We start from the raw sequence: 20,656 nt of genomic DNA, 5'->3' as shown, positions 1-20,656 counted from the left end.
ACTCGTGCAGCGAGGGCGGCAGCAACCAGCCCTGATCCACATCCCAGGAGCGAAACACCTTGGCCATGAGCCAAGTGAATCACCCTCCGGCCCCGCCGTCGAGAGGATTACTCGGACGCGCTCCTAGCCCTCGTCCTCGCCCTCACCGCCGTCCCGGCCCTCGCGGCCCCCGCCTCGACGCGCGGCAACGCGGACCTGAAGAAGTACTGCACCGGAGACGCGCTGAAACTCTGCGGCGACATCGATCCCGACGATCCGGCGATGGACGCGTGCTTCAAGAAGAACCGCGACGCGCTGACGGAGAATTGCCGCCGGGCGATCGACGCCTACGCGCAGTCCGGCGGCAAGTAGGGCCTACCGAGGAGAGGACCTCGACGACGGGCGCCCGCGCCCGTCATCCGGCCGTCACGCGACCCCCTTAAGCGGACGCCCTCGCCGCCTCGGCGGCATCGCGTCCCGATACCATGCCCGAGCATGTCTGCCTCGACCCGCACGACCCCTACGCGCAGCGCGAGGTCCGGGTCGCCTTCGAGCGCATCGGGTCGGGCTTCCGCCTGATCGCGGCGATCGACGCGTGCGACGACGACATCCTGCCCGACCTCGTCGACGCGCAACGCGCCGACCTGATCCGCGAGATCGCCGACGCCGAACGGGCCGCCGACCGCGTCCCCCCGGCCTTCGCCGACGCCCGGTCCCCGGCGCCGTGCTGAGGCTCGGCCGCCTCGACGACGCGGAGGACGTCGCGGCGTTCCCGGTCTGGGAACGCGGGCGCACGAGCCGGATGCCGGCCTATATCGGCGCGGCCCTCCTCGTCCTCCTCGTCGGCGACCTGCTGATCCAGCTTCTCCCGGCCTGACGGACGTCCGGGCTCGACGGGGCAGGAAGCGTCGTGTGCCGTCGATCTGCGCGCGTTCGGCAAGAGGCGTCGACGACCGGTCGCGTGACGCGCTTTCTTTCGTCCGGTCGGTATCCCGCCGGGCCGAAAGCCCTCTAAGGTCGCGCCGACCGCGAGCGCCCTCGCCGGCCCGAGCCGTGCGGCGACGGCCGCGGCCGGCCTCGCGCGAGTGTCCCCGTCCACCGGTCGCGCCATGGTCCACACCGGCTACAACCCAGCCCTCGTCGCCCTATCCCTCGCGATCGCCGTGTTCGCCTCCTACACCGCGCTCGACCTCGCCGGGCGCATGCGCGGTTCCGCGCGCGGGCCGCGCTGGGCCTGGGTCGCCGGGGCCGCGCTGGCGATGGGCGGAGGCATCTGGTCGATGCACTTCGTCGGCATGCTCGCCTTCGAGATGGGGATGCCGGCCGCCTACGACCTCGGCCTCACGCTGGCCTCCCTGCTGATCGCGGTGGGCGCCACCGGTGCGGCCTTCGTGCTGATCAGCCGGCCGGGCGCGGGGTTGCGTGACATCCTCGTCGGCGGCCCGCTGATGGGCGTGGGCGTCGCCGGGATGCACTACACCGGCATGGCGGCGATGCGGGTGCCCGGCAACCTCGCCTACAGCCTGCCCGTCGTCGCGCTGTCGGTGGCGATCGCCGTCACCGCCGCCACGACCGCGCTCTGGCTGACCTTCCGGCAGCACGGCGTCGGGCAGAAGCTGGCGGCCGCGTTCGTGATGGGCCTCGCGGTCGCCGGCATGCACTATACCGGGATGGCGGCGGCGACCTTCACGGCGGAGGCGGCCGGCGCCCACGCGGCCCATGCTGGCGAGGTCCATGCCGGTGGCGTCGGGGCCGGGCAGCAGAACCTCGCGCTGGCCGTCGGCGGCGCGACCTTCCTGATCCTGTTCCTCGCCATGCTGGCCTCCTCCATCGACCAGCAGCGGGTCCAGCGCGAGCTGCAGGCCAGCGAGGCGCGGTTCCGCGCGGCGGTGCAGGCGGTGCGCGGCGTGCTCTGGACCAACGACGCCGAGGGCCGGATGGTGGGCGAGCAGCCCGGCTGGGCGGCGCTGACGGGCCAGACGCCCGAAGCCTATGCCGGGTTCGGATGGGCGAGCGCCGTGCATCCCGACGACGTGGCGCCGAGCGTGGCGGCCTGGAACGCGACGGTGGCGGCGCGCCGGCCCTTCGTGCACGAGCACCGGGTCCGCGCGCAGGACGGCGCCTGGCGCCATTTCGCGATCCGCGCCGTGCCGGTGCTCGACGACCGCGGCGGGATCACCGAGTGGGTCGGGGTGCACACCGACATCACCGAGCAGCGCGAGGCCGAAGGCGAGCTGCTGGAATCCAACGAAGAGCTGCAGCGCTACGCCTACATCGTCAGCCACGACCTGCGCTCGCCGCTCGTCAACGTCATGGGCTTCACCTCCGAGCTGGAGGAGGCCCGTCCCGAGATCCGCCGCGCCCTGGGGGACCACCCGGACGCCGAGCGGATCGACCGGGACCTCGGCGAGGCGCTCGGCTTCATCCGGGCCGCCGTCACCCGGATGGAGGGCCTGATCGCCGCCATCCTCAAGCTGTCGCGCGAAGGGCGACGGCGCTTCGCCCCCGAACCCCTCGCGCTGACGAGCCTCCTGCAGTCGCTCGCCGACGCGCAGCGCCACCAGATCGAGACCGCCGGGGCGACGGTCTCCGTCGCCGCCGACCTGCCCACCATCGTCGCGGACCGGCTGGCGGTCGAGCAGGTCGTCGGCAACCTGATCGACAACGCCGTGAAGTACCTCGACGCAGGCCGGCCCGGCCGGATCGCCATCACCGCCCGGCCGGCGGGCGGCGACCGCGTGCGCATCGCCGTCACGGATAACGGGCGCGGCATCGCCCCGCGCGACCACGCCCGCGTGTTCGAGCTGTTCCGCCGCTCCGGGGTCCAGGACCGGCCGGGCGAGGGGATCGGCCTGGCGCACGTCAAGGCGCTGGTGCGGTCGCTCGGCGGGCGCATCGACCTGACCTCGACGTTGGGCGAGGGCACCACCTTCGAGGTGACGCTGCCGCGCGAGGCGGCTACAGGTCGTGAGGCACACGGCGCCCCGACGACCCTGGCCGCGGAATGACCCTGGAGGCCGCCATGAACGCCGTCAGCATCGTGATGATCGAGGACGACGACGGGCACGCCCGGCTGATCGAGCGCAACATCCGCCGCGCGGGCGTGAACAACGAGATCATCCCCTTCCGCGACGGCACCTCGGCCCTGGACTTCCTCCTCGGGCCGGACGGCTCGGGCGAGGTCAGCGCGCGGCGCCACCTGCTGATCCTGCTCGACCTCAACCTGCCCGACATGACCGGGATCGACATCCTCGAGAAGGTGAAGGCCAACCCGCACACCAAGCGCTCGCCGGTCGTCGTCCTGACCACCACGGACGACAGCCGCGAGGTCCAGCGCTGCTACGATCTCGGCGCCAACGTCTACATCACCAAGCCGGTGAACTACGAAGGCTTCGCCAACGCCATCCGGCAGCTCGGGCTGTTCTTCTCGGTGATCCAGGTGCCCGAGAACCCATGACCGGCCCTCCCCCCGCCGCGGCCGGACCGGCCGGCACGGCCCGCATCCTCTACATCGACGACGACCCCGGTCTCGCGCGCCTGGTCCAGCGCGCGCTCGGCGCGCGCGGCTACGTGGTCGAGCTCGCCGCCGACGGCGACGCGGGGCTGGCGCGGCTGGCCCAGGGCGGCATCGACGTCGTCGCCCTCGACCACCACATGCCGGGGCAGACCGGCCTCGACGTGCTCCCGGCGATCCGCGCGCTGCCCGATGCGCCGCCGGTGGTCTACGTCACCGGCTCCGAGGACAGCCGGGTCGCCGTCGCCGCGCTGAAGGCCGGGGCGGTCGACTACGTCTGGAAGGACGTGCAGGGGCAGTTCCGCGAACTGCTCGGCGGCGCCATCGACACCGCGCTGCGCCAGGAGGCGCTGCGCCGGGACAAGGAGCGCGCCGAGGCGGAGGTGCGCGCGGCGCGCGACCACGCCGTGATGCTGCTGCGCGAGGTCAACCACCGGGTCGCCAACTCGCTCGCCCTGGTGGCGGCGCTGACGCACATGCAGACCAGCGCCGTCTCGGACCCGGCCGCCAAGGCGGCGCTCGAGGAGATGCAGGCGCGGATCTCGGCCATCGCCGGCATCCACCGCCGGCTCTACACCTCCGACGACGTCGAGGCGGTCGAGCTCGACGCCTACCTCGCCAGCCTCGTCGAGGAGCTGCAGGCGGCGATGCGGGCCTCGGGGCGCGACCACGCCATCCGGCTGAGCGCCGACCCGGTGCGGCTCGCCACCGACAAGGCGGTCTCCGTCGGCGTGGTCGTGACCGAGCTCGTCACCAACGCCTACAAGTACGCCTACCCCGTGGACGCGGCCGGCGAGATCCGGGTCGAGCTCCGGCGCCGCGCCGAGGACACCCTCGAGCTCGCCGTCGAGGACGACGGGATCGGCTGGACCGGCGAAGGCCGGCCGCGCGGCACCGGCCTCGGCTCGCGCATCGTCCGGGCGATGGCGACGAACCTGCGCTCGGGCCTGTGCTACGTCCCCGACCGCGTCGGCACGCGGGCCGTGCTGTCGTTCCGGGCCTGACGGGCCCTCGCGGGTCTCGGCGCGCCGGCCCGACGACCGCGACCGTCGCCCCGCCGCGCCCGATATGCGACGATGCCGCCTCGCCGCGCTCCCATCGGACCCGCCCTCATGAGCCGCATCACGACCCGCCTCGATCGCCGCACGGCCCTCGGAGCCGCCGGGGCCGCCCTCGTCGGCCTTGCCGTAGACCCCGCGGCTGCGGAGCCGGACCGCGGCGCCACGCTGTTTCCCCTGGCGCAGACGACGATCCCCGTCGCGGGGCTGGCGCAGGCCTTCCCGGTGCGGCGCATCTACTGCATCGGGCGCAACTACGCGGCGCATGCCCGCGAGATGGGATCGGACCCGGCCCGCGAGCCGCCGTTCTTCTTCCAGAAGCCGGCGGACGCGATCCAGGTGGTGGAGCCCGGCATGGTGGCCGACCACCCCTATCCGTCGCTGACGAAGAACTACCACCACGAACTCGAACTCGTCGCGGTGCTGAAGTCCGGCGGACGCGACATCCCGAAGGACCGCGCCCTCGACCACGTCTACGGTTACGCGACCGGCCTCGACATGACCCGGCGCGACCTTCAGCGCGGCATGGGCGACCAGAAGAAGCCCTGGGAGGTCGGCAAGAGCTTCGACCGGTCCGCGCCGATCACGCCGATCCTGCCGGCGGCGACCCTCGGCCATCCCGCGCGCGGCCGGATCCGGCTCGCGGTGAACGGCACCGTGCGGCAGGATGCGGACCTGTCCGACATGATCTGGTCGGTCGCCGAACAGATCGCCAACCTCTCCGAGGCGTTCGAACTCAAGGCGGGCGACGTGATCTATTCCGGCACGCCGGAGAACGTCGGGCCGGTCGTGCGCGGCGACGTCCTGCTCGGCACCATCGACGGCCTGCCGCCGCTGTCGATCCGCATCGTCTAGAGCATTTTCCGTGATCTACGGATCACGGAAAATGCTCTATCTTGTTGCGTGGTCGCATTTTCTTCACGCGAGCCGGCAACCACCTCGCTTGAAAATGCCCTAGGGCATCGCCTCCGATGCGGGACGGGCGGGCGGCGAGACCGGCGGCCCCGTCCGGGTGGCGATCCACAGGACGTTCCGCGGGCCGTCTCCGCTGGCGCGCGACCGCACCCGCACCTCCTCGACGGAGAAGCCCGAGCGGGCGAGCCGCGCCTTGAACTTGCGATCCGGGCGGCCGGACCAGACGCCGAGGACGCCGCCTGGTCGCAGGGCGTAATGCGCGCGCTTCAGGCCCCAGGCGTCGTACAGGCGGTTGTTCTCGCCCCGGACCATGCCCTCCGGGCCGTTGTCGACGTCGAGCAGGATGGCGTCGAACATGGCCGGGCCGGACTGGATCAGGCGGTTCACGTCCGCCTCGTGCAGGGCGAGGCGGGGGTCGTCGAGGCTGCTGGCGAAGAGGTGCGCCAGGGGGCCGCGCGCCCACGCCACCACCGCGGGCACGAGTTCGGCGACGACGATCTCGGCCTCCGGCCCGAAGGCGTCGAGCGCCGCCCGCAGGGTGAAGCCCATGCCGAGGCCGCCGATCAGCACGCGCGCCTTCGGCCGGTCCTGCAGCCGCGCCGCGACGAGGGTCGCGAGCGCGCGCTCGGACTCGCAGTGCCGGTCGCGCATCAGGTCCTGGTTGCCGACGGTGATCGCGAAGGCGTCGCCCTGCCGCATCAGGCGCAAGGTGGTCTTCTCGCCGGGGACGAGACCGGTGTCGACGTGGACCCAAGGCGTCACGGATATCCTCCCGCCGCCCGGCGGCGTGGTTGCAGCGCGCTCCCTGTACCAGCGGTTCGGAAGCCCCGCGAGAGGCGCCGCGAAGGGCGCCGTCGGTGCTCGCGACGCCTACTCGGTCGTCGCCGTCACCGCGATGCGGCTGAGCAGCGTCGCCGGGTCCTCGGCCGCCGCCACCTCGGCTGCGCTGAGGCCGGCCGGCTGCAGCGGCTTCACGCCGAGCCGGAGCTGGCCGGGCCGCGTGATGAAGCGGGCCACCGCCTGGCCCAGCTCGGTGGCGCCCGGCATGGAACTCAGCATTTGCGGGATGCCGAGGCGGGCGTAGGCGGCGTACTCGATGCGGACGTCCTCCGCCGCGACGCCCCTCTGCCGGGCCTGCATCGCCAGGACGCGGTCGAGCAGGCCGCGATCCTGGATGTCGAGGTCGAGGGATTGTGCGGTGGCGCCGAGCGCCGCCCGCGTCGCCGCCTCCGGATCGCGGCCGAACAGGTCCCGCGACACGTTCCCGACGACGGCGCGCAGCTTCGCCGTGCCCATTCCGCCGCCCTCGACGGCGATCTCGTGCACGGCGAGCTGCCGGCTCGCCTCGCTCCAGGCGAGGTCGGCCCTGACGCTGGTGGCGATGGCGGTGTAGCCGAGGGCGGCGAGCTGGCCGGACGAATCCTGCCCGGACACGAAGGCCGCCGGCACGGACAGGTCGCGCATCGCGAAGCGAAGCCGCGTCGGCACGCCCTCGACGAGGTCGGAGGTCACGAGCTCGAGGCCGTCGAGGGCGAAGGCTGCCGCGCCGGCGCCTTCACCGCCTGTCGTGCCGTCCTTGGAGCCATCCTTGGAGCCGTCCTTGGAGCCGTCCTTGGAGCCGTCCTTGGATCCAGACTTCGCGACCTCGATGCGGCCGAGCCGGATCGCGCCGACCTGGGGCACGAAGCGCCGGGCCTCCGCCGGGCCGACCCGGGAACCGGTCGCGGCCGCCGCCGCCATCCCGTCGATCAGGCTGCGCAGCGAGACGTCCTCGACCGCGACGGAGGCGACGCGCGCCGTGAGATCCGGGCCGGCGGTCTCGAATCCGTCGAGCCGAACGCTTCCCGGCGCACCGGCCGCGGCGGCGAGCCCGATCCGCGCGATCCGTCCGGTCGTCCCGTGCGGGTCCGCGTAGTCGAGGCCGACCGCCTCCAGGTTGCCGACCTGGAACGCGCCGAGGAGGTCGGCCGCGGCCGCCAGCCCGCGGGCGCTCGCGCCGGCGTCGGCCGCCTTGTCGAGGCCTGCCGCGATCCGGTCGAAGGTCGCGCCGAGGCCGGCGGCGGTGCGGCGGCTGCGGGCGTCGCGCCCGACGACCCGTGCGATCCGGACGACGTCGCCGTCCGGGCTCGTCAGCGCGATGCCGTCGAGCGCCGCGCCGACGAACGCCGCCTTCAGGGCGCTCGCGTCGTCCACCGGGTGCGGCAGGAGCGGGGCGAGCAGGTGGTCGACGTCGACCCCGGCCGTCTCGAACCGCGCGAACGCGGCGCGGGCGGGCGTTGCGCCCTCCCCGAGGGCGACCGATCCCGGCCCGACCACGACCGCACCGATCCGGCCGTCGCCGACATCCGACAGGCGAAGGTCCTTCAGGCTGGCGACGGCCGAGCCGAGCGTGATCGCGAGGTCCGGCACCACGATCTCGCGGGCCTTCATCGCCGCGAGGCGCTCGCGCAGGTCGCCGGGCGCGGCGGGGTCGAGGAGCCGGGCGACGTCCTCGCGCGTCAGGGACGTGCCGCGCACCTCGATGCGGGGCGCGGTGAGCGTCATCGCGCCGGAGACGTGGCGGACGCCCTCGGCGACGAGGCCGTCGGCACCGAGGGCGGAGATGGCGGGCGCGGGCGCGTCGCCGCGGGAGAAGAACTCGGACGCCCTCGGCTTGGCGGGCCGCTCTTCGGCGTCGCGCGCGAAGAAGTCGGAACTCCGCGGCTTCGGCGCCTGCGCCGACGCGACGGCGATGCAGCCGAGGATCAGGACGGCTGATGGCAGGATCGGTTTCATGGCGGAGGGGCGTCCGGGCGTCGCGGTACATCCACGAAGCGCAGCGCGCCGGATTTGTCGAGGCCGGCGGCCGCCGCATCCCCCGACGACGCGCCGAATCCCGGCGGCCCGAAGGGCTTGCCCGCCGCGTCCCGTCAGGAACCGGTCGCGAGCGCCGCCTGCCCGCGTACCTTCGGAGGCACGATCCGGGTGGCGCGGGCGATCCGGCGCAGGCCGAGGGCCGCCAGCAGCCCCGCGGCGACCAGGAACGGGCTCGCGACGACGAGCGCCGCCACGACCTCGGAGCCGATGAGCACCGTGAGCGCCTTCACCATCGCGTCGAGGAAGACGAAGAACGCCGCGACGAGCAGCACGACGATCGTTCCCAGAAGCGCGAGCAGGCCGATCAGTGCGCGGATGTTGCCGTCGATTTCGGTCCGCGCGAGGTCGAGCGTGCGCCCGACGAGGCGGCTCGACTCGCGCAGCATCCCGAGGGTCAGCGCCAAGGTGCTCGCGGGTGTGCTCTCGGAGGTGCGATCCTGCATCGAGGGGAGCCGTCGTCCAGTCAGAGGGGCCGGCAAGGGCGCCAGGCAAACGCGCACCACCGCGGCGCGGCTACCAACCCCGGATGCGACCGGGCGTTCCCGGTGGGACGGCCTGCGTCCGGCTTCAGCGCGGCGAGACGGCTTCGAACCCGTCCCGGAGGCGCAGGCCCGCGACCCGTCCCGCATCCCAGATCGCGGCGAAGACCGCGTGGACCGCGCCGGCGACGAGGACGAAGGCGGCGACCGCGCAGAGGGGAAGGCCGAGGAGAAGCCCGATCACGAGCCGGGCGGCGACGCGCTCGGCGAGGCGGCGTTCGAGCCGCGCGCCCGGGGCGAGGTCGAGCAGGCGTTCGTAGAGCATGGGGCACCCGCGCGATCGAGGACGGCGGAATTCGGCAGGGCCGCCAGACCCGAGGTGGCGGCACGAGGGCGACGCAGGAACGCGGGCGACGCAGGACGACGTAATGCCGGGTCAACGACGCTGCCGGGCCGCCGTTGCATGGGCGGCCCGAAAAACCGCGACGGCCGCGTCAGCGCATCCCGGGGCTGGTGAAGACCTGCGCCGCCGGGGCGATCACGACGAGGTTCCCGCACGGCGCCTGGCGCGAGAGCACCGCGCTGGCCACGCCCCAGACGAACAGGCCGCGCCGGTCCTGCCCGACCACGGGTCCGCCGGAATCGCCGAAGCAGACGCGGCCGCCGTTCACGCGGGCGACCGTCAGCCCGGTGCTCGACGCCGCGACGGGCGTCAGGCCGACCGTGCGCAGCCGGCCGACCGTGCGGCCGGACACGCCGGTCCCGGCGACGCGCAGGCTGCGGGGCACCCGGCTCGGATCGGTGGCGAGCGGCACCGGCACGCGGTCGCGCACCGGCTCGGCGAGGCGCAGGACGGCGAGGTCGAGCGACAGGGCGTTCAGGTCGACGTCGACCACGTTCGAGGTCATCTGCCCAGGGTCGGGGCTGTAGCGCGCGGTCACGCGGGCGGTGCGGACCGGCTTCACCGGCTCGCTGCCGCGGAAGAACACGACGAGCGAGCCGAGCGGATCGCCGTTGACGCAATGGGCCGCCGTGAGGATCAGGTCCGGGGCGATCAGGACGCCGGTGCAGCGCGAGAGGTGCAGGCCGTCCCCGGGGTCGGTCACGGTGCCGAGCCCGACGGTGGCCTGCGCGAGCGCGTCGCCCGCCCGCCCCGCGGCGCCGCCCTCGATCGCCGCCGCCGGCGCGGCCCCGAGCGCGAGCGCGAGCAGGGGCAAGGCGAGGTAGGGGATGGCGAGGTAGGCGATGGCGAGGTGGGGGGTGGCGAAGCGGGGAACGGAGAGGCGCGCATGCGGGCGAGCGACCGCTCGGGACGGGATCGAAATTCTGAGCACGCAGGCCTCGAAGATGTGGGACACGTCGTCCAGAGATCGTCCGCGCCCGTCCGGGGGCAAGCGGGCGCGAGGACGCGGGGCGTCGCACCCTCAGGAATCGCGGCGGGTGTCGTCCTTCGCCTCGAGGTCCTTCAGCATGGCGATCACCGAGCGGCGGAGCTCCGCGTCGCCGATGGATTGGAACAGCCGCAGCAATTCGGCAGGGTCCGGATCGGAGGCCTGGACGCCGGTGCGCGGGCCGAGGAAGAACGCCGTGTCGACGCGAAGCAGTTCCGCGATCTTGCCCAGCAGGATCTGCGCCCGTTCGGATCGATCCGATCCGTCGTTCCGGCCGTCCTCCACGGTGGGCTCCTTACGCCACGGTCTCGTTATGCAACCTAGAATAAACTTACAGGACTCTATAAACAGGGCAGGATGGTGTCTGTCCAGCCGCCGGACGCGATATCCGTCGCGTCCGCGACCGGCGGGCGACGGCCGGCTCCGTCGTACGGCTCCTGCGAAAGGGCTGCGCAACGCATGATCACGAAGGCCCTCGACGTCACCTACGGCCTTTTCCAGGCCTTCGACCGGGCCGGCTCGGTCGACGCGTTGGACCGCACGCTGCTCGACGCGGTGTCCAAGCTCGGCGTCGAGAGCACGTTCGCCGGCATCATCCCGATCCCCGGCACCAGCCGTCGCGACCAGGCAGCCCACGTCCTGCTCGACAGCACGCCGCCCGGGTGGACCGAGCGCTACTTCAAGGCCGGCCACCTCTTCCGCGATCCGACCATCCGCCGCCTGACCGCCGACCTGACCCCGTTCCGCTGGTCCGACATCGAGCCGGCCTACCGCGCCGACGCCGCCGCCCGGCGGGTGATGGACGAGGCCGGCGACTTCCGCCTGCGCCAGGGCTTCACCGTGCCGCTGATCACCCTCGACGGGCGCGTCGCGGGGTTCAGCTTCGGTGCCGAGCGGTTCGACCCGTCGCCGGAGCTGCGCGGCATGCTGCAGCTCGTGGCGAGCTACGCCTTCGGCCGGTCGATCGCGCTCGGCGAAGGACCGCCGCGGCCGGAGGTCCGGCTGACCCCGCGCGAGCGCGAGGCCCTGCAATGGGCCGCCGACGGCAAGACCGAGTGGGAGATCGGCGAGCTGATGTCGATCTCCGAGCACGGCGCCGAGAAGCACCTGCGCTCGATCCGGACCAAGCTCGGCACCGCAAGCCGGACGCACGCGGTCGCGGAAGGGTTTCGTCGCGGGTTGCTGAAGTAGGCGCAGCAAGCCCTCGTATCGGATACCGGTTTCTCGAAAACGGCTGCCGGCGAGGTGGCGGGGCGGCCGACCGCAAACGCGGACGGATTGATAAAATCCAGTCAAGCTGCGCCAATTTTAAGTGCAGAATAGTACGCGAACGCGTACTTTCGGAGAAATACTTAGGAACGATACTGACGGCCAATCAATGGAGGCCGTCTTGATCCATATCGTCACCCCTGAGAACGTCGATCGTTACCGCGATGCCATGGAGCAGGCCTATCGCCTGCGGCACCAAGTCTTCGTCGAAGAGAAGGGCTGGCACGACCTCGCCAAGCCCGACGGACGCGAGATCGACCAGTTCGACGACGGCCACGCCGTCCACATGCTGGCGATGCAGGAGGACCGCGTCGTCGGCTACCAGCGCATGCTGCCGACCACCCGCCCCTACCTGCTCACCGAGGTGCTGCCGGAGCTCTGCGAGGTCGAGGCGCCGCGCAGCGCCCGGGTCTGGGAGTGGACCCGCTACGCCGTGCAGCGGGACGTGCGCGACCGCGGCCGCATCTTGAGCCCGGTCGGCAGCGCGCTGCTCGCCGGCATCGTCGAGTGGGGCCTGGAGAGCGGCATCGAGTCGATCGTCATCGAGATGAACCCGCTCTGGCTGCTGCGCCTCGTGCAGCTGCATTTCCGGGTGACGCCCCTCGGCCTGCCCTGCCGGATCGCCGGCGAGGACACCCTCGCCGTGGTCGCGGCCTTCGACGTGCGCACGCTCCGGCGCCTGCGCGAGACCCGGGGCGACGCCGCCTCCGTGCTCACCGCCCGGCCCGCCCTGCCCCAGCGCCTGGCCAGCTGAGACCCGTCCGCTCCGGCGGCGCCGCCGCCGGACCCCCGACAGACGCCAACACGCGAACGTACCGATGCCCCGCCAGACCCTTCCCGCCCCCACCGAGCCCGACAACCCGATGGAGCGCCTCGCCGAGATCTGCATCGAGGCGCACGGCCTGATCGAGGAAGCCGGCACGCCGGAGATGAAGGCGACCCTCGAGGCCCTCCTCGTCCGGGTCGGCTTCGGCCTCGCCGAGCGCCTCGCGACGCAGCACCCCACGGCCTGACACGGCCTTTCGCTTGATCGAAGCGGAGGCCGTGTCAGGCAAGCCCGCGCGGCGCTTGAGCGAAGCCCGAATCCGCCATCCCGAAGGGATCGACCGGATTTGGTCTGATCCCGCGCGCCCGGCCGGTGCCGCGTCCGCCGCCGGTCCGAAGGGGCCGGCGGCGCGTCGCGTCCGGCCGCCGGATTCGTTCCTGACTGACTTGTCCACCGCTCTTCCGGCGACCTCGGAGGATGGGAAACCGACTGGTAACGGACGCCGCGCCACGGTGTCCCCCGACCAGCACCGGAACCCGGACCGATGATGACCAAGGACCAGCTCGCGACCGAGCTGAAGCGCATCGCGACGACGCAGATCAGCGACATCACGCGCGCCGTGAAGGAAGGCCAGAAGTCCATCGCCCTCAACGAGGTGCGGGACATGGCCCACCGCCTCGAACGCTTGGCCGACGCCTTCCATCCGCGGCTCATCCCGGCGGCAGACGCCGCCGACCCCGGCGCCCAGGCCGCCTGACACCAGCCCTCGCGATGAGCCCGCCTCATCGAGGGCTGGCCCCCGCGATTGCGGGGCGGCGGCAATCCGCCGGACCTCATGGGTCCCGACCCATGAGACTTGCCATCGACCGTCGTCGGAGGTCCGCCGGCCCACGCAACCTGAGGAACGGGGCGTTCGATCATGATCCACGCATACTTCAACATCCGCCTCGACGACGCCTTCCTGCCGGAACGCACCGGGCAGCTCGTCCAGGACGCCGAGGAGGCGCGCGCGGTGGCGCGCACCATCATCCGCCGCCTCGTCGTCCAGCACGGCGGCGAGCCGCGCCTGCTGAACGCCGTGATGGCGGTCACCGACGCGGACGGCGCCAGCATCCTCGACCTGTCGTTCTTCGAGGCGCTCTACGTCCCCGTCGCGGCGCCGGAGCGCGCGGGCGCCGGGCGTCCGCGCTCGGGCCTGCGCGGCCAAGTGGCTGATGGTGTGGCGGGTCGTGCGGCGGCCACGTTCGGCGGCCGGGCGGCCGCGGCGTTCGCGGGCCTGGCTGCACGGATGCGCATGCTGCCCGCGCATCCACGTCTCGCCGACGCGCTGCCGAGGCTGCGCGCGCATCTCGCGGCGGCGTCCGACCTGCTGTCGTTCCGGCGCGACCCGCGCCAGCGCTTCACGCTCCAGATCGAACCGGGCCGCTGACGGCGGGCGGCGCTCAGCCGACGAGGGCCAGCGCCTCCGCCTCGTCCTGCGGGATCACGTCGACCTCGACCTTGAGCTTCTGCTTGCCCGAGCCGCTGACGATGCCGTCGATCGGGGCGACGTCGCCGTAGTCGCGCCCGCGGGCCACGACGATGTGGTCGTCGCGCACGCCGATGCCGTTGGTCGGATCGAGGCCGAGCCAGCCGTCGCCGCACCAGACCGCGACCCAGGCGTGGCTCGCGTCGGCGCCGCGCAGGCGTGGCCGGCCGGCCGGCGGGATCGTCCGGAGATACCCGCTGACATAGGCCGCCGGCAGCCCCATCCCGCGCAGGCCCGCGATCATTACGTGGGCGAAATCCTGGCAGACCCCGGCGCGCAGCGCGAAGGCCTCTGAAAGCGGCGTGTGCACGTCCGTGGCCTTCGCGTCGAAGCGGAAGTCGGCGCGGATGCGCGTCATCAGGTCGAAGGCGGCGCCGTAGGCGCTGCGCCCGGGCGAGAAGCTCTTTCGCGCATAGTCGGTCACGTCGGGCAGCAGCGGCACCCGGGCGCTGGGGAACAGGAAGTGGACCGGCGCGTCGGCCCCGAGGTCGCGGGACGCGATCGCGGCCGTCCGCGCCGCCTCCCAGCCGCGGCCGGATTCGGGGGCGGGCGGCGGCGCGCGCTCGACCCGCACCTTCGACAGCGCCTCGACCCGGAACCGGGTGTGCGGCGCGTCCAGGGTGATGCCCACGGTCTCGATGCCGAACGTGTCGCGCCGGATCACCGCGGTGGCCGGGCTCGGGTCGATCGTCACCACGCTCTCGATCACCGACTGGCCCTCGCCCTCGGCGGGCTTCAGGCGCAGCGAGCAGCGCGCGAAGCTCACGGGCTTCGCGTAGGTGTAGGTGGTGACGTGGCGCAGCGTGTAGATCACGCCAGCCCCGCCAGCTTCTCGGGCCGCAGGGCGTGGGGTCCGTTGGGGAAGTAGCGGCCGGCGATGGTGTCGGCGAGCCGCTCCAGGTCGTCCTCGATCCGCGTCAGCCCGACGACGTCGAAGTCGGCGGCCTCACCGCTGCGCAGCGCCGCCACGATCCGTGCGGCCAGCCGGCAATGCGGCTCGGGGATGCCGTCGGCCGAAAGCGCCGGCAGCTCGGCCAGGTGCCGGCCGATCGCCTCCGCCTGGAAGGCGACCGAGCGCGGGTTGTAGGGGTCGAGGAGCACCATGTCGCGCACGGGGTCGAGGGCCACGCCCTGCATGTAGCGCGCGCCGTAGGTGACCTGCGAATCGGTGAGCGACAGCAGCACGCCGAGGCAGTCGGCCCCGGCCTCGTCGTGGGCGAAGGCCAGGGTGAAGGCGCTGGTGTTGATCGCCCGCTCGATCCGCCGCCCGAGGTCGACGAAGTGCCATCCGGCGGCGCGGTTCATGTTCTCGTGCGTCAGCCCGGAGAGCGCCGCGATGTGGCTCAGCGCCCGCTCGGCCCGCCCGAGCAGCTGCGATTCGGTGAACGCGCGGGCGGCGTCGAGGGAGAGCAGGTCGATCAGGTCGGCGAGCACCCGCCACGCCTCGCCCGAGAGCCGGGCGCGCAGGGTCGCCGCGTTGGTGCGCGCCGAGATCACGTGGGCGCGGGCCGAGCCGTGCACCTCGCGCCCGACCAGGGCCTCCTGCGCCAGCGCCGCGGTCGGCATGTCAGCGGACCGGGTCGCGCCCCATTCCTCCAGCAGCGCGCGGATGCGCAAGGCGGTGGGGGCCTCGGTGTCGCCCGAGATGTCGGTGACGACGGCGTCGCCCACGCTGCGCAGATGCGCCAGCGTCAGGCGGATCACCGCCTCCGCGCGCTCGACGTAGCGGCCGAACCAGAACAGGCTGTCGGCCGCCCGCGAGGGCAGGTGACCGGAGATGCGCCGCACCCGCGGCGTGGCCTGCTGCCCGAGATGCCGGACGTCGACCGGGTTCTCGGAGAGGATCCAGACGTCGGCCGAGCGGATGCCGAGGCGCATCTCGATCGGGTCGACGTTCTCGCGTTCTGAGACGCGACAGAAGCCGCCCGGCATGACCCGCCAGCCGTCGGGGGTGCGGGCCGCGAAGACGCGGAGCGCGAAGGGGCGGGGGACGAGGTGCAGGCCCCGGTCGGTCCGCTCCCAGGCCGGCATGGTCGAGAGCGGGCCGAGGTCCTGGCCCACGAAGTCGAACGGCCGGTCCCGGAAGGCCGCGAGCACCCGCTCGCGTTCGGCCGCGAGCGCCTGCGGCCCGAGGATCGCGTCGCGCCCCGCCCCGCGCTGCGGCGTGGCGGCCGGGCGCAGCGTCATCGCGTCGAGGTTGTCCCGGACGTGGGCGAGCCCGGCGGGATCGCCGCACCACCAGGCCGGCGGGCTCTTCAGCTTCAGGCCCTCGCCGAGGAGGCGCTGGGCGATGCCGTCGAGATAGGGGCTGAGGGCCGCCGACTCGACCACGCCGGAGCCCGGCATGTTGGCCATCACCAGGCTGCCGTTGCGCAAGGCCTCGATCACCCCGGGGATGCCGAGCCGCGAGGCCGGGTTGAGTTCCAGCGGATCGAGGAAGTCGCCGTCGATCCGGCGCCAGACCGCGTCGGCCCGCTTCAGGCCGGAGACGGTGCGCACGTGCAGGCACCCGTCCTGCATGACGAGGTCGTCGCCCTCCACGAGCATCAGGCCGAGATAGCGCGCGAGCGCGGCCTGCTCGACGTAGGTGCTGCTGTAGGGACCCGACGTCAGCAGGCAGATGCGCGGGTCCGAGCGCGCGGCGCCGGACGCCAGGCCCTCGCGGAACGCCTGGAAGAAGGCGGGGAAGCGCTCGACCTGCAGGCTTTCGAGCACGTCCGGGAAGGTGCGGCCGAGCACCATCCGGTTCTCCAGGGCGTAGCCGAGGCCGGAGGGCGCCTGCGTCCGGTCGGCCAGCACCCGCCACGCCCCGTCCGGCCCGCGGCCGATGTCGGCGGCGTAGAGCTTGAGCCAGCGCCCGCCGGGGGGCGAGACCCCCTGCAGCGGGCGCAGGAACTCGGGGCTGCCGGCGACCACGGCCGCGGGCAGCAGGCCGTCGGCGACGAGGCGGCCCGGCCCGTAGACGTCGGCGAGGACCGCCTCCATCAGCTCGGCCCGCTGGATCAGCCCGGCGCTCAAGCTCCGCCACTCGGCCGCCTCGATCACCAGCGGCAGCGAGCCCAGCGGCCAGGCATGCTCGCGCTGGTCGCCGTAAATGCGGAACGAGATGCCGGTGTCGCGGATGTGGCGCTCGGCCGAGACGAAGCGGGCCATGATCTCGGGCTCGGAGAGCCGCGCGAGCCGTTCCAGCAGCCGGGGCCACGCGCCGCGCGGGCGACCGTCGGCGTCGCGGTACTCGTCCGGGCGTCCGGGCTCGGGCCGATAGCCGTCGGTCCAGCGGGCGAGCCGGTCGGGCTCGTCCGCCGCGTCCGGCCCGGTCGCCGCCTGATACCCCGCCGTGACCTGTGCCGCCCCCAGCGTCGAGCTCATGTCGGTTTCGGCGTTCTCAGGTCGAGGGTGTGGGGGAATTCGGGGTTGGTCTCGGGCGCCGGCATCGCGACCTTGCCCGGCGTGTGGCCGTGGGCCTGGAAGCGGGCCAGCCGCCGCCCCTCCGCCTCGTAGGTGTTGACCGGATGGGTCTCGTAGTTGCGCCCGCCCGGATGGGCGACGTGATAGCGGCAACCGCCGAGCGAGCGCCCGCTCCAGCTGTCGAGGATGTCGAAGGTCAGCGGCGAGTGGGCGGGGATCGTCGGGTGCAGCGACGAGGCCGGCTGCCACGCCTTGAACCGCAGGGCCGCCACCGCTTCGCCGTTCGTGCCGGTGCCGGTCATCGGCAGGCGCCGGCCGTTGCAGGCGATGACGTGGCGGCCGGGCACGAAGCCCTCGACCTTGACCTGCAGGCGCTCCACCGAGCTGTCGACGAAGCGGACGGTGCCGGCACTGGTCCCCTCCTCGCCCATCACGTGCCACGGTTCCAGCGCCTGACGGAGCTCGAGCTTCACGCCGCCATGCTCGACCCGGCCGAAGACGGGGAAGCGGAACGCGGCCTGCGCCTCGAAGGCCGTGGGGTCGAAGTCGTAGCCCGCGGCCCGCAGATCCTCCAGCACGTCGAGGAAGTCGGCCCAGAGGAAATGCGGGAGCATGAAGCGATCGTGCAGGCCCGTGCCCCAGCGGACACAGCCGCCGACCTGCGGCTCGCGCCACAGCCACGCCACCAGCGCCCGCAGCAGCAATTGCTGCGCGAGGCTCATGCGCGGGTCCGGCGGCATCTCGAAGGCGCGGAACTCGAGCAGGCCGAGCCGCCCGGTCGGCCCGTCGGGCGAGTACAGCTTGTCGATGCAGATCTCGGAGCGGTGGGTGTTGCCGGTGACGTCCACGAGGATGTTGCGGAACACCCGGTCGACGAGCCAGCGCGGGATGTTGGGCTCGTCCGGCCCCGGCACCTGCGCCAGCGCGATCTCCAGCTCGTAGAGGCCGTCGTGGCGGGCCTCGTCCATGCGCGGGGCCTGGCTCGTCGGGCCGATGTAGAGGCCCGAGAACAGGTACGAGAGCGCCGGGTGGCGCTGCCAGTACAGCACCAGGCTCTTCAGGAGGTCGGGCCGGCGCAGGAACGGCGAGTCGTCGGGCGTCGCGCCGCCCATCACCACGTGGTTGCCGCCGCCCGTCCCGGTGTGGCGCCCGTCCACCATGAACTTTTCCGCGCCGAGCCGCGTCTGCCGCGCGTCGGCGTAGAGGTCGGTGGTGATCGCCACCGCCTCGCGCCAGGAGGTCGCCGGGTGGACGTTGATCTCGATCACGCCCGGGTCGGGGGTGACCTTGATGACGTTGAGGCGCGGGTCGAAGGGCGGCTCGTAGCCCTCGACGTGGATCGCGAGCCCGAGCTTGTCCGCCGCCGCCTCGAGCACGCCGATCAGCTCGAGGTACTCGTCGGCGCGCTGGGTCGGGGGCATGAACACCCGCAGCGTCCCGTCGCGCGGCTCGACGGCGAGCGCGGTGCGCACCGCGACGCCGGTGATGCCGCCGCCGTTGACGGTCGCCTTCCCTGCCTCCTTGCCCGGCCCCTCGCCCGGATGTCCCTCGCCCGGATGTCCCTCGGGCAGGGGATCGCGCGGCTCCAGCGGGTCCTGCGGCTGGTAATAGGGGTAGTGCTCCGGCGGCACGTGCGGGAGCGAGCCGAGCGGCAGGCGGAAGCCGAGCGGCGAGTCGCCGGGCACCAGGAAGGCCTGGCCCCGCCGGAAGGCCCAGGCCTCCGAGATCCAGACCCGGTCGGAATCGCCGTCCTTGCCGGTGGGCAGGCTCGCGAGCGGCAGGACGAAGCCGGCCGGATTGCCGAGCCCCCGCTCGTAGACGCGGCTGATGCGCGAATCGAACTCCACCGAGCCGCTCTTGGCCTCCTGCGTCGTCACGTTGACGGGAAGCTCGGCGGTCTTCTCCTCCCAGTGCGCCGGGTCCTCGTAGGCCGGCATCACGTAGTCGCCCAGGCCGAAATGCCCGGCGACCGCGTCGATCAGCTTGCGCGCGGCGTCGGCGTCGGCCGACTTCGGGGCGTCCTCCCGCGCGATCAGGTCGGCGTCGCGCCAGATCGGGCGGCCGTCGCGGCGCCAGTAGAGCGCGAAGGCCCAGCGCGGCAGGCTCTCGCCCGGATACCACTTGCCCTGGCCGTAATGCAGCATGCCGCCCGGCGCGAAGCGGTCGCGCAGGCGCCGGATCAGCTGGTCGGCCAGCCCCCGCTTCGACGGGCCGACGGCGGCGATGTTCCACTCGGGCGCCTCGAAGTCGTCGATCGAGACGAAGGTCGGCTCGCCGCCCATGGTCAGGCGCACGTCCTGGGCGACGAGGTCGGCGTCGACCCGGTCGCCGAGCGCGTCCATGGCGGCCCAGACCGCGTCCGAGAACGGCTTGGTGATCCGCGGGCTCTCCTCGACCCGGGTCACGGTCATCTCGAAGCCGAACTCGACCTTGGCCGGCTCGGCCAGCCCCGAGATCGGCGCAGCCGAATGGTAGTGCGGGGTGGCGGCGAGCGGGATGTGCCCTTCCCCGCAGAGCAGGCCGGAGGTGGCGTCGAGGCCGATCCAGCCCGCTCCCGGCAGGTAGACCTCGGCCCAGGCGTGCAGATCGGTGAAGTCGGTCTTGGTGCCCTCGGGCCCGTCGACCGCGGTGGTGTCGGGCACGAGCTGGATCAGGTAGCCCGAGACGAAGCGGGCGGCGAAGCCGATCCGGCGCAGCACCTGGACGAGGAGCCAGCCGGAATCGCGGCACGAGCCGCTCTTCAGGGTCAGGGTCTCGGCCGGCGTCTGGACGCCCGGCTCCATGCGGACGCCGTAGGCGACCTCGCGGCTGATCTGCGCGTTCAGCGCCACGAGGAACAGCACGGTGTTCGGCTCGGCCGGCAGGCGCGTCAGGAAGTCGTCGATCTCGGGCCCCTGCGCGTCGTCGAGGACGCGGTAGGGCGCGAGCTCGGCGACGAGGTCCGGGGCGTAGGCGAAGGGGCGCGTCTGCGCGTAGTCCTCGACGAAGAAGTCGAACGGGTTGATCACCGACATGTCGGCGGTGAGGTCGACCTCGATCTTCAGCTCGCTGGTCTTCTCCGGGAAGACCAGCCGGGCGAGCCAGTTCCCGTTCGGGTCCTGCTGCCAGTTCACGAAGTGGTTCTCCGGGGTCACCTTGAGGGTGTAGGAGGGGATCTTCGTGCGGGCATGCGGCGCCGGCCGCAGGCGGATCACCTGGGGACCGAGCGCGATCGGCCGGTCGTAGGTGTAGTGGGTGACGTGGTGCAGGGCGGCTTTGATCGACACGGGCACTCTCGTCTGGGCGAAGCAGGTGGCGGCCGGACCGAATCCGGCGGTGCCCTCGTCTTCGCCTTATGCGGCAAAGGGGGGGAGGCAAGCAATTTCCATGCGGCCTCCGGCTCCCTGCGGCGCGCCGCGTGAATTCCGCTCCGCCCACCCCTTCGCCCGCCCGGGGAACTTTGCCGGGCAAGCCCGTTTGATGCGGCGAGGGCGGGCCGCCTGCCTGCGCTCGC

At 73.0% G+C, this 20,656-nt stretch carries 21 protein-coding genes; 12 read left to right on the top strand and 9 right to left on the bottom strand.

Going from position 1 to position 20,656, the window contains the following annotated elements; genetic code table 11:
- The first annotated feature begins 78 nt into the window (after positions 1-78).
- The 7 genes from FV226_RS14005 to FV226_RS13980 all read left to right on the top strand — a co-directional run bounded on the left by FV226_RS14005 (position 79) and on the right by FV226_RS13980 (position 5,406).
- Entirely contained in the window at positions 79-351 is a 273-nt protein-coding gene (locus tag FV226_RS14005) for a 3',5'-cyclic-nucleotide phosphodiesterase (protein WP_147763385.1), read from the top strand.
- A gap of 113 nt (positions 352-464) precedes the next feature.
- Complete coding sequence (locus FV226_RS14000; RefSeq protein WP_147763384.1) at positions 465-710, top strand: hypothetical protein; 246 nt, start codon at positions 465-467, stop codon at positions 708-710.
- The gene (locus FV226_RS27990) at positions 704-856 is read left to right on the top strand and encodes a hypothetical protein (protein ID WP_187275257.1); all 153 of its coding nucleotides are present in this window, start codon (positions 704-706) and stop codon (positions 854-856) included. The genes FV226_RS14000 and FV226_RS27990 overlap by 7 nt, the downstream gene beginning before the upstream one ends.
- A gap of 232 nt (positions 857-1,088) precedes the next feature.
- Positions 1,089-2,987, top strand: coding sequence for an MHYT domain-containing protein (locus FV226_RS13995; protein ID WP_147763383.1), 1,899 nt, complete (start codon positions 1,089-1,091; stop codon positions 2,985-2,987).
- 14 nt (positions 2,988-3,001) lie between these two features.
- On the top strand, positions 3,002-3,436 hold the full coding sequence (locus FV226_RS13990) for a response regulator (RefSeq protein WP_147754180.1): 435 nt from the start codon (positions 3,002-3,004) through the stop codon (positions 3,434-3,436).
- Positions 3,433-4,497, top strand: coding sequence for a response regulator (locus tag FV226_RS13985; RefSeq protein ID WP_147754181.1), 1,065 nt, complete (start codon positions 3,433-3,435; stop codon positions 4,495-4,497). Before FV226_RS13990 ends, FV226_RS13985 begins: the two co-directional genes overlap by 4 nt.
- Before the next feature lie 108 nt (positions 4,498-4,605).
- Positions 4,606-5,406, top strand: a complete 801-nt coding sequence (locus FV226_RS13980; RefSeq protein ID WP_147763382.1) for a fumarylacetoacetate hydrolase family protein — start codon at positions 4,606-4,608, stop codon at positions 5,404-5,406.
- A gap of 99 nt (positions 5,407-5,505) precedes the next feature.
- Here FV226_RS13980 and FV226_RS13975 read toward each other — a convergent pair whose 3' ends face one another.
- The 6 genes from FV226_RS13975 to FV226_RS13950 all read right to left on the bottom strand — a co-directional run bounded on the left by FV226_RS13975 (position 5,506) and on the right by FV226_RS13950 (position 10,477).
- On the bottom strand, positions 5,506-6,228 hold the full coding sequence (locus FV226_RS13975; RefSeq protein ID WP_147763381.1) for a hypothetical protein: 723 nt from the start codon (positions 6,226-6,228) through the stop codon (positions 5,506-5,508).
- A gap of 108 nt (positions 6,229-6,336) precedes the next feature.
- A complete protein-coding gene (locus FV226_RS13970) occupies positions 6,337-8,241 on the bottom strand; it encodes a hypothetical protein (protein WP_147763380.1) in 1,905 nt (634 codons plus the stop codon).
- Between the two features lie 134 nt (positions 8,242-8,375).
- The gene (locus FV226_RS13965) at positions 8,376-8,765 is read right to left on the bottom strand and encodes a phage holin family protein (protein WP_187278758.1); all 390 of its coding nucleotides are present in this window, start codon (positions 8,763-8,765) and stop codon (positions 8,376-8,378) included.
- A gap of 124 nt (positions 8,766-8,889) precedes the next feature.
- Positions 8,890-9,126, bottom strand: coding sequence for a hypothetical protein (locus FV226_RS13960; RefSeq protein WP_147754767.1), 237 nt, complete (start codon positions 9,124-9,126; stop codon positions 8,890-8,892).
- A 169-nt stretch (positions 9,127-9,295) separates the two neighbouring features.
- Positions 9,296-10,159 carry a trypsin-like serine protease gene (locus tag FV226_RS13955; protein WP_246691600.1) on the bottom strand — a complete coding sequence of 288 codons (864 nt, stop codon included), beginning with the start codon at positions 10,157-10,159 and terminating at the stop codon, positions 9,296-9,298.
- Positions 10,160-10,225: 66 nt separating this feature from the next.
- Positions 10,226-10,477, bottom strand: a complete 252-nt coding sequence (locus FV226_RS13950) for a hypothetical protein (protein WP_147754770.1) — start codon at positions 10,475-10,477, stop codon at positions 10,226-10,228.
- Between the two features lie 174 nt (positions 10,478-10,651).
- Between FV226_RS13950 and FV226_RS13945 the strand changes: the two genes are divergently transcribed.
- The 5 genes from FV226_RS13945 to FV226_RS13920 all read left to right on the top strand — a co-directional run bounded on the left by FV226_RS13945 (position 10,652) and on the right by FV226_RS13920 (position 13,656).
- The gene (locus FV226_RS13945) at positions 10,652-11,383 is read left to right on the top strand and encodes an autoinducer binding domain-containing protein (protein WP_147754771.1); all 732 of its coding nucleotides are present in this window, start codon (positions 10,652-10,654) and stop codon (positions 11,381-11,383) included.
- Positions 11,384-11,582: 199 nt separating this feature from the next.
- Entirely contained in the window at positions 11,583-12,215 is a 633-nt protein-coding gene (locus tag FV226_RS13940; protein WP_147754772.1) for an acyl-homoserine-lactone synthase, read from the top strand.
- A gap of 64 nt (positions 12,216-12,279) precedes the next feature.
- A complete protein-coding gene (locus FV226_RS13935) occupies positions 12,280-12,474 on the top strand; it encodes a hypothetical protein (protein ID WP_147763378.1) in 195 nt (64 codons plus the stop codon).
- 297 nt (positions 12,475-12,771) lie between these two features.
- On the top strand, positions 12,772-12,984 hold the full coding sequence (locus FV226_RS13925; protein WP_147754784.1) for a hypothetical protein: 213 nt from the start codon (positions 12,772-12,774) through the stop codon (positions 12,982-12,984).
- Positions 12,985-13,146: 162 nt separating this feature from the next.
- Positions 13,147-13,656: a catalase gene (locus FV226_RS13920; RefSeq protein WP_147763376.1), complete on the top strand. Its 510-nt coding sequence runs from the start codon at positions 13,147-13,149 to the stop codon at positions 13,654-13,656.
- 13 nt (positions 13,657-13,669) lie between these two features.
- Here FV226_RS13920 and FV226_RS13915 read toward each other — a convergent pair whose 3' ends face one another.
- Genes FV226_RS13915 through FV226_RS13905 form a run of 3 tightly spaced genes read right to left on the bottom strand, consistent with a single transcriptional unit; the run spans position 13,670 to position 20,429 of the window.
- Positions 13,670-14,569, bottom strand: a complete 900-nt coding sequence (locus tag FV226_RS13915; RefSeq protein ID WP_147763375.1) for a transglutaminase family protein — start codon at positions 14,567-14,569, stop codon at positions 13,670-13,672.
- On the bottom strand, positions 14,566-17,124 hold the full coding sequence (locus tag FV226_RS13910) for a circularly permuted type 2 ATP-grasp protein (RefSeq protein WP_147751514.1): 2,559 nt from the start codon (positions 17,122-17,124) through the stop codon (positions 14,566-14,568). Before FV226_RS13910 ends, FV226_RS13915 begins: the two co-directional genes overlap by 4 nt.
- Positions 17,121-20,429, bottom strand: a complete 3,309-nt coding sequence (locus FV226_RS13905; RefSeq protein WP_147763374.1) for a transglutaminase family protein — start codon at positions 20,427-20,429, stop codon at positions 17,121-17,123. Before FV226_RS13905 ends, FV226_RS13910 begins: the two co-directional genes overlap by 4 nt.
- Positions 20,430-20,656 lie beyond the last annotated feature (227 nt).

Source organism: Methylobacterium sp. WL12, from assembly GCF_008039475.1.
Classification (GTDB): Bacteria; Pseudomonadota; Alphaproteobacteria; order Rhizobiales; family Beijerinckiaceae; genus Methylobacterium; species Methylobacterium cerastii.
This window is presented reverse-complemented; position numbering and strand designations above follow the sequence as displayed.